Origin of the sequence: Actinoplanes cyaneus, assembly GCF_016862095.1 — a bacterium.
Lineage (GTDB): Bacteria > Actinomycetota > Actinomycetes > Mycobacteriales > Micromonosporaceae > Actinoplanes > Actinoplanes cyaneus.
The window spans coordinates 1-12,522 of the sequence record NZ_BOMH01000053.1 but is presented as its reverse complement, the minus strand read 5'-3'; the positions used below and the strand labels follow the sequence as shown (position 1 = coordinate 12,522).

The following is a 12,522-nucleotide window of genomic DNA, read 5'->3' as shown; positions in this document are numbered from 1 at the left end:
GGGTCAAAACGGGATCGAACCGGCGACCATCTGACACCTTGCCGGGTGCTCGAGTGGCTCGTGGTGCTTTCTGTGAAAAACGCTCTGCTTATCCGCGGACGGCCCGCTCGACCAGACCGGTGATCATCCAGTCCGCGAGTGTCGCGAAGTCCGGCACCGGCGCGGCGCCCTCGGTCAGCGCCTCGCGCAGGAACGGGAAGTCGCCACCGGCCACCGCCGCGCCGATCTCCGCGGCCGCCTCGGCGCCGGGAACCCCGGCCAGCTCGCTCGTCACGTACGACGCGACGAAGCCGGTCAGCAGCCCGATCAGGGTCATCTTGGTGACCCCGGGCAGGGCCGCCGGCGCCAGGGCATGCAGCCCGTGCTCCAGGAAGCCGAGCAGGTTGGGCCCGGTCAGCCGGCGGCCGGCCAGCACGAACGGCAGCCACGGGTGGGCCAGCATCAGGTCGCGCTGCATCACGCCGAGGGCGAGCAGGTCGGCCCGCCAGTCACCGGTGATCGGCGGTGGCGCCGGCTCGCCCGCGACCCGGTCGACCATCAGATCGATGAGGCGGTCACGGTCCGGCACGTAGGTGTAGAGCGACATCGCTCCCGCGCCGATCTCGGTGGCGATCCGGCGCATGGTCACCGCCTCCAGCCCCTCGGCATCGGCGACCGTCACCGCGGCCGCCAGAACCTGGTCACGCGTGTAAGCCGGTGGTCGCCCTCGCGGCATCGACGTTCCTCCTGGTAGTCTTTTCAGTACAACGTACGGGAAAGGGGTTCGACCGATGCGCGACCTGCCCTTCCTTCTCAAGATGATGCGACGACGGGCTCGTAAAGGCCCCGCCGCACGGTATGACGTCCAGTGGGAGCCGGCCGTGCCGGTGCCCGGCGCCGACGGCACCACGCTGCTGACCGACCACTACGCCCCGGTCACCACCGAGCCGTGCCCCACGGTCCTGCTCCGCTCGCCGTACATCCGCGGCGGTTTTCCGTGGAACTGGCTCTTCGGGGTCCTCTTCGCCGAGCAGGGCTTCCACGTGCTGATGCAGAGCAGCCGCGGCACCGGCGGTTCCACCGGCGAGTTCACCTTCTGGCGCAACGAGGGCCGCGACGGCCTCGCCACCGTCGAGTGGATCCGCAAGCAGGAGTTCTTCACCGGCGATCTGTTCACCCTCGGCCCGAGCTACACGGGGTTCACCCAGTTCGCCATGGCCCACGCTCCACCGCCGGAGTGGCGGGCCGCCGTGGCCCAGGTCCCGGTCCTCGATCCGTACCGCTTCTACTGGGCCGGCGGCCAGTTCGCGCTGGAACGCGCTCTGGTCGGCGGTCTTGCCATCTTCTCGCAGGCCAGGACGTTCCGGGCGAACCTCGGCGCGGCCGTGCGGATGCAGATGCGGTTGCGCGGGACCCTCCGGCGCGTTCCGCTCGGCGAGGCCTACCCGTCGCTGTACGGTGGCCGCCGCCCCGAGTTCGAGAGCTGGCTGAACAACCCGTCGGCGGACGATCCCCACTGGGCGGGCGCCGGCACCGGGCCGGCCGCCGCGGCGCTGCCGATCCCGGTCAGTCTCGCCACCGGCTGGCACGACCTGGCCACCGACCAGATCATCGAGTTGTTCCAGCGGCGGCGCGCCGCGGGCCTGGAGACGGACCTGCTGATCGGTCCGTGGACGCACACCAACGGGTTCCAGCGGGACTGGGAGGCGTTCATGACGCAGGCACTGCGGCGGCTGCGCGGCGGCTCGCCGGAGCTGCCCGTCCGGGTGCACGTCGGCGGCGCCGGCGAGTGGCGTGACCTGCCCGATTGGCCTCCGGCGGGGATCCGCCCGCGGCGCCTGCACCTCGGCCCCGGGGCGCTCACCGAGATTCCGGGTCAGGGTTGCAGCACTTTCCGGTACGACCCGGAGGACCCGACCCCGTCGATCGGCGGCGCTCTGCAGTCACCCACGCAGGGCACCAGGGACATGGCCCGGCTGGAGCGTCGCGCGGACGTGCTGGTCTTCACCTCACCACCGCTCACGGGGGCGGTGGAGGTGATGGGCCCGGTGCGGGGCGAGTTCGACGTGACGACCAGCGCGGCCAGCGGTGATCTCTTCGCCCGGCTCTGCGACGTCGACCCGTCCGGGAAGTCGATCAACGTGTGCGACGGGCTGGCCCGGATCACCCCGGACGGGCGGACCGTGGTGGCGATGGGCTCGACGGCCCACCGGTTCCGCACCGGGCATCGGATCCGGCTGCTCGTGGCCGGTGGGGCGTACCCGCGCTGGATGCGCAATCACGGCACCGGCGAGCCGATCGCCACGGCCACCCGGATGGTGCCGGCGGAGACGACCGTGCGGCACACGTCGGTGCTGGAGCTGTCCGTGGTTTGACGCCGTGCGGCCGTGGGGTAATGCGTCGCCGCCCCATCCCCACGGCTTCGAGGAGTTTCCATGTCCACTCAGGGCATTCTCTACATCATCGCGGTGATCCTGCTGGTTCTCGCGGCGCTGCCGATCCCCAGCCGCGGCTTCAGCCTGGCGCTGCTCGGTGCGGCGTTCGCGCTGCTCGCCTACTCCTGGCCGGTCCTCACCGCCTGACCGGCCGAGCTGGTCCGCACGGTCGTTACCGCAACGGCACAACGACCGTGAGGACCAGCTCGAACCCGGCACCGGGCCGCGGCACCACTCCCGCTGCCCGGCTGGCTCCCACGGTCGTCACCGCACCCGCATGACGACCGTGCGGACCAGCCGGGGGCCGGCGCCGGCTAGACGGTGCGTTTGTAGACGACTGCCTGCCAGGGGGCCAGGGTCAGCGAGCCGGGTGACGCGTCCGGCAGGTTCGTCAGCAGCAGCTCGGCACCGGCCCAGCCGGCCGCGTCGTCGATCTCGGCCGCCACGGTCTCCCCGGTGAAGTTGCCGATCACCAGCAGCTCGGTGTCCCCGAGCCGGCGGGTGAACGCGTAGAGCCGCTCGTCGTGCGGCAGCAGCATGGTGAAGTCGCCGTCGGCCACGGCCGGCTCGGCGTGCCGCAGCGCGATCAGTTGCCGGTAGTAGTGGAAGACCGAGTCCGGGTCCGCGCGCTGGGCGGCCGCGTTGATCTCCGGATAGTTCGGGTTGACCGCCAGCCACGGCGTCCCCGTGGTGAAACCGGCGTTCGCCGACGTGTCCCACTGCATCGGGGTGCGCGCGTTGTCCCGGCCGCGCGCGCGGAGCACGGTCAGGACCTCTTCCGGCGTACGGCCTTCCAGCTCCAGTGCCTGCTTGTACTGCCCGAGCGCCTCGATGTCGCGGAAGTCCTCGATGCCGCCGAACGGGTAGTTGGTCATGCCCAGCTCTTCGCCCTGATAGACGTAGGGCGTGCCGCGGTGCAGGTGGAGCACGGTGCCGAGCATCTTGGCCGAGGCCACCCGGTGTTCCGGTGAGTCGTCGCCGTACCGGGACACGATCCGCGGCTGATCGTGGTTGTTCCAGTAGAGGCTGTTCCAGCCGACGTCGGCGAGACCGGCCTGCCAGCGGCCCAGGATCGCCTTGAGGTTGGTCAGCCGGAGCTTCTGCAGCAGCCACGGGTCCGGCCCGCGGTCGGCCCAGACGTGATCGAACTGGAAGACCATGTCGATCTCGTGCCGCGCCGGGTCGGTGTGCAGTCGTGCCTCCTCCACGGTGACGCCGGGCATCTCGCCGACGGTCAGCAGGCCCTCGCGGCCCGCGAAGACCTCCCGGTACATCTCCTGCAGGAACTCGTGCAGGCGGGGACCGCCGACGAAACCGGCCGAGCCGTCGGCGTACGCGGACCCGGCCGCCAGCCGCCCGTCCGGCAGCGGCGTGACCTTGGAGATCATGTTGATGACGTCCATCCGGAAGCCGTCCACACCCCGGTCCAGCCACCAGCGCATCATGGCGTAGACGGCCTGCCTGACCTCGTCGTTCTCCCAGTTGAGGTCGGGCTGCTTCCTCGAGAACAGGTGCAGGTAGTACTCGCCGGTCTTCTCGTCGAACTCCCAGGCCGGGCCGCCGAAGACCGAGCCCCAGTTGGTCGGCTCGGCACCGGGCGTGCCGGGCTCCATGCCCTCGCGGGCGGGCTTCCACCAGTACCAGTCGCGCTTCGGGCTCTCCCTGGACGAACGGCTCTCGGCGAACCAGGGGTGCTCGTCGGAGCTGTGGTTCACCACCAGGTCCATGACGATCTTCATGCCGCGCTCGTGCGCCCCGGCGAGCAGCTCGTCGAAGATCTCCAGCGTGCCGAACATCGGCTCGATGTCCTGGTAGTCACTGATGTCGTAACCGTTGTCGTCCTGCGGCGAGGGATAGATCGGCGACAGCCACAGCACGTCCACGCCGAGCTCGGCGAGGTGATCGAGGTGGTTGATGACCCCGCGCAGATCACCCATCCCGTCGCCGTCCGAGTCCGCGAAGCTCCGCGGGTAGATCTGGTAGACGACAGCCTTCTTCCACCACGAATCCGTCATTGCTCTTCTCTAACACGAGAACGCGGCCGGTATCGGGCGGGCATACTTACCACGTGGTTATCGCCGAGAAATACCTTTTGTCATGAAGGTCGCCTTGCTGGGGCCCATCGCCTGGCGCACTCCCCCGCTGCACTACGGGCCGTGGGAGCTGATCACCAGCCTGATCGCCGAGGGGCTGGTCGAGCGCGGGATCGACGTCACGCTCTTCGCCACCCTCGACTCGGTCACCACAGCCACGCTGGACGGCGTCGCCCCGGCCGGTTACGAGGGCAACGACGAGCTCGACGGGCGGGTGTGGGAGGCGATCCACGTCAGTCACGCGCTCGAGCGCTCGGGCGAGTTCGACCTGATCCACAACCACCTCGACTGGCTGCCGCTGGCGTTCTCCGCGCACAGCCGGGCGCCGATGCTGACCACCGTGCACGGATTCTCCGGCAGGAACATCCTTCCGGCGTACGGGCGGGCCCGGTCGAAGTTCGTGTCCATCTCCGACAGCGACCGTTCGCCCGAACTGGACTACGTGGCCACCGTGCACCACGGTGTGGATCTCGGCGGGCTCCCGTTCCACGCGGACGGCGGCGACGACCTGATCCTGTTCGGGCGGATCCACCCGGACAAGGGCACCGACCTGGCCATCGAGATCGCGCGCCGGGCCGGGCGGCGACTGGTGATCTGCGGGATCGTGCAGGACCGGGCCTTCTTCGAGTCGGCGATCGAACCGAAGATCGACGGCGATGCGGTGGTCTACCTGGGCTCGGTGGGACCGGACGAGCGCGGGGCGGTCCTCGGCTCCGGGGCGGCGCTGCTGCACCCGATCCGGTTCGCCGAGCCGTTCGGCCTCTCCGTGGTGGAGTCGATGATCTGCGGGACGCCCGTCGTCGCGTACCGCAAAGGATCCATGACCGAGGTGGTGGACGAGGGCGTCACCGGCCGGCTGGCAGACGGGATCGACGAGGCGGTCGCCGCTGTCGACGAGGTCGCGCGCCTGGATCGGAAAGCGTGCTCGGACCGCGCGCGGGAGCGGTTCTCGGCGGATCGGATGGTCGATGAGTACTTGGCGATTTACCGAAAAATCATCAGTTGAATAGCTTGATCTTGTTACGGTCCCCATGTGAATAGCGCGTTAAACGGGGCTATTTCCCGGAACGCCTTTACGCCGTTCACGCGCGGTGCCAGCCGGCTCCCGGAACACGGCCCAGCCATGCCCGCGCGCGGTGTCCGCGCTGCGGGGAGGCAGCCGGCCGAGGAGAGAAAGGCCAGTCATGCCCGCGACATACGGGTTTCTGAGTACGTATCCGCCCACACAATGCGGTTTGGCGACGTTCAATGCGGCACTCGCCACGCATCTCACCGCCGGAACGCCCGGAGCGGCCGTCGGATCGGGTGTGGTCCGCCTGCTCAGCCAGGACAACGCCGGTGGGGGAATCGCACTCGACCGGGCCGCGCCTCGGGTCGTGCACACCTGGCACACCGACCGGCCCGGCGGCTGGACCACCGCGGCCACCGCGCTGAACCGCTTCGACGTGGCGGTCATCCAGCACGAGTACGGCATCTACCCCGGTGACGCCGGCGCGGAGGTGCTGCCGCTGCTGCGCGCCCTCAAGGCGCCGGCCATCGTGGTGCTGCACACCGTTCTCACCAACCCCGACCATCTGCAGCGCGCGGTCCTCGAACAGATCGCCGACCTCGCCGACGCGATCGTGACCATGACCGACACCGCCCGGCAGCGGCTCACCGCGAACTACGAGGTGAACCCGCGCAAGATCACGGTGATCCCGCACGGCGCGGCCAGCCACGCCGGGGTGCCCCGCGAGGACCACGACCGGCCGAACCTGCTCACCTGGGGCCTGCTCGGGCCGGGCAAGGGCATCGAGTGGGCGCTGCGCGCGCTGGCCCAGCTCGGCGACCTGCGGCCGGAGCCGGTCTACACGATCGCCGGGCGGACCCATCCCAAGGTGCTCGAACAGCAGGGTGACGTGTACCGGGCGTCCCTGGTGAACCTGGCCGGGGAACTCGGCGTGACGGACACGGTGCGCTGGGTGGACGCGTACCTGGAGCCGGCCGAGCTGTCCCGGCTGATCCGGTCGGCGGACGCCGTGGTGCTGCCCTACGACTCCACCGAGCAGGTCACCTCCGGCGTGCTGATCGAAGCCGTCGGAGCCGGGATCCCGGTGGTCGCGACCGAGTTCCCGCACGCCGTGGAACTGCTCGCGGACGGGCCCGGGCTGCTCGTGCCGCACCAGGACCCGGAGGCGATGGCCCTCGCGATCCGGCACGTGCTCGCCGAGCCGGGCCTGCCCGGCCGGATGGCCGGGATCGCCGGCGGGCCGACCCTGCGGTGGCCGGCGGTGGCCGCGCGCTACCAGTCCCTGGCGGCCCGCCTGCTGGCCGACCGCGCGCCGCTGGCCACGGCCACGATCCCGGCATGAGCGACCGCAGGGACCTCGTCCTGAACCTGGGCCTGCGGCTCATCCCGCCGCCCGTCCGGCTCACCGACGTGCCCGGACCGCGCTTCGACCACGTCCTCCGGCTCTCCGACGACACCGGGCTGCTGGAGCACGCCCGGACCACGATCGTCCGGCGCGAGCACGGCTACTGCGTCGACGACGTCGCCCGCGGCCTGCTGGTGGTGAGCCGCGAGCCGCGGCCGGCGCCCGAGGTGCTCCGGGCCGCCGAGCGCTACCTGGCCTTCCTCACCCACGCCCAGGACGCCGACGGGTCGTTCCGGAACCGGATGAGCTACGACCGGCGCTGGCAGGACGAGCCGTCGCTGGGCGACTGGTGGGGCCGGGCGCTCTGGGGGCTGGGCACCGCTGCCGCCCGCAGCAGCGCGCGATGGATCCGGCGGGAGGCGATGTTCGCGTTCCGCCTGGGCGCCTCCCGGCGTTCCCCCTGGCCACGGGCGATGGCGTTCGCCGGGCTGGGCGCGGCCGAGGTGCTGCGCGCCGACCCGCACGACCGGCTCGCCGCGGAACTGCTCGGTGACGCCGCGACGGTCGTCGGCCTGCCCGGCTCCGATCCCGCGTGGGTGTGGCCGGAACGCGAGCTCACGTACGCCAATCCGGCCCTTGCCGAGGTGGTGATCGCGGCCGGTGATCTGCTCGGCGACGAGGCGCTGCTCGCCGACGGCCTGCGGATGCTCTCCTGGCTCTGCGACCAGCAGGAGCACCACGGCCACCTGTCGACAGTGCCGGTCGGCGGCTGGCGGCCCGGCGAGCCCCGGCACCGGCACGACCAGCAGCCGATCGAGGCGGCGGCGACCGCTGACGCGTGCGCCACGGCGGCCGCGGTCACCGGGGACGAGCGCTGGGACGCCCCGCTCTTTCAGTCGATCGCCTGGTTTCTGGGCGACAACGACACCGGATCGCTGATGTACGACAGTGAGACTTGCGGTTGTTATGACGGATTGACGGCGGATGGCCCTAATCTGAACCAAGGAGCCGAATCCACCCTCGCGCTCGTCTCCACGCTGCAGCATGCCCGCACCCTGGCGGCCCGGAGCGCGACTAGACCTTCAGGCGGTCCGGCGTGACAGCGACTGTGAACTCGACCGACATCACTCGCCACAACATCACCATGCAGCCCGACGGCCGCCGGGTCGTGATCAAGTTGTTCGTGCCCGGTGAGGACGCGCACGCCACGCACAACCGCGCCGCCTGCATGATCGAGCGGATGCTGCAGCTCGACGAGGCCGACATCACCGCGCTGCTCGACGACGTGCTGAACCGCTTCTCCGGGCGGCACCACGACATCCTGTCGGTCTTCCAGCACCACTACGAGGTCGTCCAGCACCGCGTGCCACCGGAGATCGACCTGTCGCCACAGGCGCGGACGCTGATCGGGGCCTACTTCAGCCACGAGTTCTCGGTCGAGGCGGCCGCGCTCTGCAACCCGTCGATCGTCCCGCACCCCGACCAGAGCGACCTGGGCCCCGGCGAACTGCGGGCGGCGCTGAGCCTGCGGCAGATCGGCGAGGGGCACATCTCGTCCATCGGGTTCTGCAGCGTGATCATCGGGCCGGGCGCGTCGATCCGCCTGGAGGACCGGGACGGCCCGCTGGCGATCGGCACCCGGGTCGGCGCCAAGCACATGAAACACCAGCTCTTCGCCGCGCTCGGGGACGAGGACATCGACAACGAGGCGTCCGCGTACATCCTCAACGCGCTTCCCGACCGGTACGACGACGCCGAGTTCGAGGACATCCTCGGCCACCTGCCGCACGAGCTGGCGGCCCGGCCGACCACGCCGATGACGATGGACCTGATCCGGCGGATCGTCGGCGACGACTACGCGGTCACGTTCCCGGCCACCATGCCGCTGCACCAGCGGGTGCTGTGGCCGGCCACCCCGAGCGAGAGCCGGGGCATGGAGGACGCCCGGTTCGTGCAGGTGATCGACCCGGACGGGCGGCCGGCATACCAGGCGACCTACACGGCGTACGACGGGTTCAACATCTCCGGACGGGTCATCTACAGCCGTGACCTGCGGCACTTCGAGGTGACCGCGCTGCACGGCCCGGCCGCCCGCAACAAGGGCATGGCGCTGTTCCCGCGCTACATCAAGGGCCGGAAGATGGCGCTCTGCCGTTCCGACGGCGAGACGCTCGGGCTGGCCGTCCGCGACGATCAGCACCGCTGGCAGCCGGCCGGCTCGCTGCTCGTGCCGCACCGCGGGTGGGACCTGATCCAGGTCGGCAACTGTGGCTCGCCGATCGAGACCGAGGCCGGGTGGCTCGTGCTCACGCACGGGGTCGGGCCGATGCGGCGCTACGCGATCGGCGCCATGCTTCTCGACCTCGACGACCCCTCACGGGTGCTCGCCGACCTGCCGCACGGGCTGATCGACCCGGACGAGATCGAACGCGAGGGTTACGTGCCGAACGTGCTCTACTCCTGCGGGGGGCTGGTGCACGACGGGCGGTTCTGGCTGCCGTACGCCTCCAGCGACGTTCGCATCAGCTTCGCGAGCATGCCGCTGGACCGACTGCTCCACAGAATGGTCCCCGTCGAGCGTTAGAGAGTTCCCGCTACGACCCAGATCGTGAGGACGGCGAGGAAGTCGCCGCGGGCGCCGGCCGCCTCGACGCAGGCCAGCCACTCCTCGCGCAGACCCGGCGGGGTCTGCCAGGCGCCGGCGGGGACCCTCGGGTTGACCATCGGAAGCACCACGGCGGCCGAGTCGGGACTGCCGAACACGCACGTCACGGGCGTCGCGGTCAGGCCGGACACGCCGGCCGCGAGCAGGCGGCGGCGCAGGGTGCGGCCCATATCACGGTACGGCGGCATGAAGTGGCCGGCCACGTAACCCATCAGGGTGTCCTGCAACGGCCGCGGCATCCCGTCGAACAGCAACGAGTCCCAGTCCGTGTCGATCAGGCAGATCCGCCCGCCGGGCCGAGTCACCCGGCGCAGCTCGCCGATCGCCGCGTCCGGGTCCTCCACGTGCTGCAGCACCCGTTCGCACCACACCCCGTCGACGCTGTCGCCGGGCAGGGCGAGCGCGCCGACGTCACCGGTCACGTACCGCACGTTGCTGTCGTCGTGACGGGCGACGGCGGCCGTGGTGATCGCGGCCGAATGGTCCAGCGCGATCACGTCGCCGCGCGGGCCCACCTCGGCGGCCAGTCTGCGGGCCACCTCCCCGCTCCCCGAGCCCGCGTCCAGCAGCCGTGAGCCGAGCGCCGGGCGGAGCGCGTCGAACCCGGCGCGGCGCACCCGGCGGATCTCCGGGTGCCGGCCCATCTCGGTCAGCGCGGTCAGCACGACCTCCGACATCTCGGTGGTCAGTCCGTCGATGTCGGAGAACGGCGTACGTTCCTTCTGCGCTGGTTCCATGCCGCGATTGTTCTCCGGGCACACCCCGGATCGCCGGTCCTCGTCAAGCATCCGACAGGGGGCTCCACCTGCTTTTCTTTTGATCCGTTCCAGTACCGTGAGGCGCTCGTGAACGAGGAGCACGCGATATGACGACACCCCAGCCGGCGCCCGAGACGCCGGCCTGGATCACCTGGCCGATCCGGGCGATCGCCCTGATCGTGGTGTTCCCCTTCCGCATGCTCTGGGAGCTCGCCGTCCTGCTCTACCGATTCGTCCTGATGCCGGCCGGGCGAGCGCTGGGCTGGCTGGTGCGGACCTTCCTCGTCGCGCCACTGCTCTGGGTGCTCCGGCAGGTCCTGCAGTGGGTGCTGCTGCCGATCTGGCACGCGCTGCGCTGGTCGGTCGCCGCGCTGGTCACCGGCATCGCCTGGGTGCTGCGGATGCTCCTGCGGTATCTGTTGCGGCCGATCGCGATGGCGGTCATGTGGGTGCTGGTGCCGGTCGGGCGGGCGCTGTACAACTGGGTCCTGGCGCCGATCGGCCACGGGCTCGCGTGGCTGCTCCTCACGCTGTACCGCTGGGTGCTGGCCCCGATCGGGCGGGCGCTGGCCTGGGCGTTCCGGATGTCCGGGGTCGCCATCGAGTGGGCCGTCCGGGCGTCGTACCGCTGGATCCTGCGCCCCTTCGGCCTCGCGATCGTCATGCTGGCCGTCGCGACCTACCGCTGGGTGCTGCGGCCGGTCGCCCGGGGGATCGCGTGGACGGTCGTCGCCTTCTACCGCTGGGTGCTCCGGCCGATCGGCCTCGCGATCGCCTGGACCGTTCTGGCGTCCTACCGGTGGATCCTGCGGCCGGTCGGCCTCGCGATCGCGTGGGCATCTCGGATGATCTATCGGTACGTCGTGCGCCCGATCGGCCTCGCCGTCGCGTTCGCCTGGCGGTACACGTTCGGCGCCCTGTTCCACGGCCTCGCGGTCACCGGCCGCTGGCTGCGCGACGAGATCTTCCGCCCGGCCGGAAGTGTGGTGCGCACCGCACTGGGACTGCGCCGCTGATACCACATTTCGTGACGCCGTGTCATGCGGCCGTTATCACAAGTAACGGCCGGGTGCACCCGTAACGGTCCGGCAACCGATGTGAAAAACTTCCGGCATGATCGAGCAGGTGCGGTTCGGGCTGGTGGGGTACGGCAGTGGCGGGCGGATCTTCCACGCCCCCCTGATCGCGTCGGCCCCGAACATCGATTTCGCCGGTGTCGTCACCACCTCCGAGGAGCGCCGCAAGCAACTCGCGGAGACGCTCCCCGAGGTCGGGGCCTACGACTCCCTCGCCGCGCTGGCCGCCGACGGGGTCCGCGCCGTGGCCATCTCCACGCCCGCGCACACGCACGCCGAGCTGGCCCTCGAAGCCATCCGGCTCGGTCTGGCAGTGGTCGTCGACAAGCCGTTCACGCTGGACGCGCCGACCGCCCGTGAGCTGGTCAAGGCCGCCGAGGCCGCCGAGGTGCCGCTCACGGTCTACCAGAACCGGCGCTTCGACTCGGACTACCTCACGATCCAGAAGCTGATCGAGAAGGGCTCGCTCGGCACGATCCGCCGGTTCGAGTCCCGCATGGAACGCTGGGCCCCCGACCGCCAGATCAAGCCGGCCGGCGGCGGCACCCTGCTCGACTTCGGCTCGCACCTGGTCGACCAGGCCCTCAAGCTGCACGGCCCGGCCCAGCGCGTCTACGCCGAGATGCGCGGCGACACCGAGCTCGACGACGACTTCTTCCTGGCCATGCACCACCTCAGCGGCGTCGAGTCGCACCTGTGGGGCAGCTGGCGCCAGGGTGGCCCGGGGCCGCGCTTCCGCGTCACCGGCACCGCCGGCACGTACATCTCGGCGGAGCTCGACGGCCAGGAGGAGCTGCTGAAGGCCGGCCGGACCCCGGCCAAGCTCGGCGACCGCTGGGGCATCGAGCACGAGCACCGCTGGGGTCACCTGTGGCGCGGCACCACCGGCGCCCCGGTCGAGAGTTCCCGTGGCCGGTGGGACTCGTTCTACCCGGCGTTCGCCGACGCGGTCCTCGGCAACGGCCCGCTGCCGGTCGACCCGTGGGACACCGTTCGCGCCATGGAGGTCCTCGACGCCGCCCGCGTCAGCGCCTCCACCGGCCGTTCCGTCACCCTCTAGCTCGCCCCGCGAGCCCGCTCGCCCCGCGAGCCCGCGAGCCCCGCGAGCCCCGCGAGCCCCGCGAGCCCCGCGAGCCCCGCGAGCCCCGCGAGCCCCGCGAGC

At 70.9% G+C, this 12,522-nt stretch carries 11 protein-coding genes; 8 read left to right on the top strand and 3 right to left on the bottom strand.

The genetic code is table 11. The annotated features are described in order from the left end of the window. Positions 1-88 precede the first annotated feature (88 nt). Positions 89-715 carry a TetR/AcrR family transcriptional regulator gene (locus tag Acy02nite_RS33265; RefSeq protein WP_203749674.1) on the bottom strand — a complete coding sequence of 209 codons (627 nt, stop codon included), beginning with the start codon at positions 713-715 and terminating at the stop codon, positions 89-91. A gap of 55 nt (positions 716-770) precedes the next feature. Between Acy02nite_RS33265 and Acy02nite_RS33260 the strand changes: the two genes are divergently transcribed. Together Acy02nite_RS33260 and Acy02nite_RS33255 are read left to right on the top strand one after the other, a co-directional pair. Continuing rightward, a complete protein-coding gene (locus tag Acy02nite_RS33260) occupies positions 771-2,354 on the top strand; it encodes a CocE/NonD family hydrolase (protein ID WP_203749670.1) in 1,584 nt (527 codons plus the stop codon). 60 nt (positions 2,355-2,414) lie between these two features. Beyond that, positions 2,415-2,561, top strand: coding sequence for a hypothetical protein (locus tag Acy02nite_RS33255; protein WP_203749655.1), 147 nt, complete (start codon positions 2,415-2,417; stop codon positions 2,559-2,561). A gap of 167 nt (positions 2,562-2,728) precedes the next feature. Here the strand turns inward: Acy02nite_RS33255 and Acy02nite_RS33250 are convergent, their stop codons facing one another. Continuing rightward, on the bottom strand, positions 2,729-4,429 hold the full coding sequence (locus Acy02nite_RS33250; protein WP_203749652.1) for an alpha-glucosidase: 1,701 nt from the start codon (positions 4,427-4,429) through the stop codon (positions 2,729-2,731). 82 nt (positions 4,430-4,511) lie between these two features. Between Acy02nite_RS33250 and Acy02nite_RS33245 the strand changes: the two genes are divergently transcribed. The 4 genes from Acy02nite_RS33245 (at position 4,512) to Acy02nite_RS33230 (ending at position 9,445) form a co-directional block, all read left to right on the top strand. Next, positions 4,512-5,513, top strand: a complete 1,002-nt coding sequence (locus Acy02nite_RS33245) for a glycosyltransferase family 4 protein (protein WP_203749649.1) — start codon at positions 4,512-4,514, stop codon at positions 5,511-5,513. A 178-nt stretch (positions 5,514-5,691) separates the two neighbouring features. Next, positions 5,692-6,858 (top strand): glycosyltransferase, encoded by a 1,167-nt coding sequence (locus Acy02nite_RS33240; RefSeq protein WP_203749646.1) that lies wholly within the window; start codon positions 5,692-5,694, stop codon positions 6,856-6,858. A gap of 20 nt (positions 6,859-6,878) precedes the next feature. Next, positions 6,879-7,961 (top strand): glycosyltransferase, encoded by a 1,083-nt coding sequence (locus Acy02nite_RS33235; RefSeq protein ID WP_203749783.1) that lies wholly within the window; start codon positions 6,879-6,881, stop codon positions 7,959-7,961. After that, positions 7,958-9,445 carry a glycoside hydrolase family 130 protein gene (locus Acy02nite_RS33230; protein WP_203749643.1) on the top strand — a complete coding sequence of 496 codons (1,488 nt, stop codon included), beginning with the start codon at positions 7,958-7,960 and terminating at the stop codon, positions 9,443-9,445. The genes Acy02nite_RS33235 and Acy02nite_RS33230 overlap by 4 nt, the downstream gene beginning before the upstream one ends. Here Acy02nite_RS33230 and Acy02nite_RS33225 read toward each other — a convergent pair. Next, entirely contained in the window at positions 9,442-10,263 is an 822-nt protein-coding gene (locus tag Acy02nite_RS33225; protein WP_203749640.1) for a methyltransferase domain-containing protein, read from the bottom strand. The two genes, Acy02nite_RS33230 and Acy02nite_RS33225, sit on opposite strands and share 4 nt — an antisense overlap. 128 nt (positions 10,264-10,391) lie before the next feature. On the opposite strand from Acy02nite_RS33225, the gene Acy02nite_RS33220 reads away from it, so the two are divergent. Continuing rightward, positions 10,392-11,300: a hypothetical protein gene (locus tag Acy02nite_RS33220; protein ID WP_203749637.1), complete on the top strand. Its 909-nt coding sequence runs from the start codon at positions 10,392-10,394 to the stop codon at positions 11,298-11,300. A gap of 97 nt (positions 11,301-11,397) precedes the next feature. Continuing rightward, positions 11,398-12,420 (top strand): Gfo/Idh/MocA family protein, encoded by a 1,023-nt coding sequence (locus tag Acy02nite_RS33215; RefSeq protein WP_203749634.1) that lies wholly within the window; start codon positions 11,398-11,400, stop codon positions 12,418-12,420. Positions 12,421-12,522: the final 102 nt, after the last annotated feature.

What these genes read in the sequence shown, in the direction of transcription:
- Acy02nite_RS33265 (WP_203749674.1), bottom strand. Translation starts at nt 715, where the DNA reads ATGCCGCGAGGGCGACCACCGGCTTACACGCGTGACCAGGTTCTGGCG.
- Acy02nite_RS33260 (WP_203749670.1), top strand. Translation starts at nt 771, where the DNA reads ATGCGCGACCTGCCCTTCCTTCTCAAGATGATGCGACGACGGGCTCGT.
- Acy02nite_RS33255 (WP_203749655.1), top strand. Translation starts at nt 2,415, where the DNA reads ATGTCCACTCAGGGCATTCTCTACATCATCGCGGTGATCCTGCTGGTT.
- Acy02nite_RS33250 (WP_203749652.1), bottom strand. Translation starts at nt 4,429, where the DNA reads ATGACGGATTCGTGGTGGAAGAAGGCTGTCGTCTACCAGATCTACCCG.
- Acy02nite_RS33245 (WP_203749649.1), top strand. Translation starts at nt 4,512, where the DNA reads ATGAAGGTCGCCTTGCTGGGGCCCATCGCCTGGCGCACTCCCCCGCTG.
- Acy02nite_RS33240 (WP_203749646.1), top strand. Translation starts at nt 5,692, where the DNA reads ATGCCCGCGACATACGGGTTTCTGAGTACGTATCCGCCCACACAATGC.
- Acy02nite_RS33225 (WP_203749640.1), bottom strand. Translation starts at nt 10,263, where the DNA reads ATGGAACCAGCGCAGAAGGAACGTACGCCGTTCTCCGACATCGACGGA.
- Acy02nite_RS33220 (WP_203749637.1), top strand. Translation starts at nt 10,392, where the DNA reads ATGACGACACCCCAGCCGGCGCCCGAGACGCCGGCCTGGATCACCTGG.
- Acy02nite_RS33215 (WP_203749634.1), top strand. Translation starts at nt 11,398, where the DNA reads ATGATCGAGCAGGTGCGGTTCGGGCTGGTGGGGTACGGCAGTGGCGGG.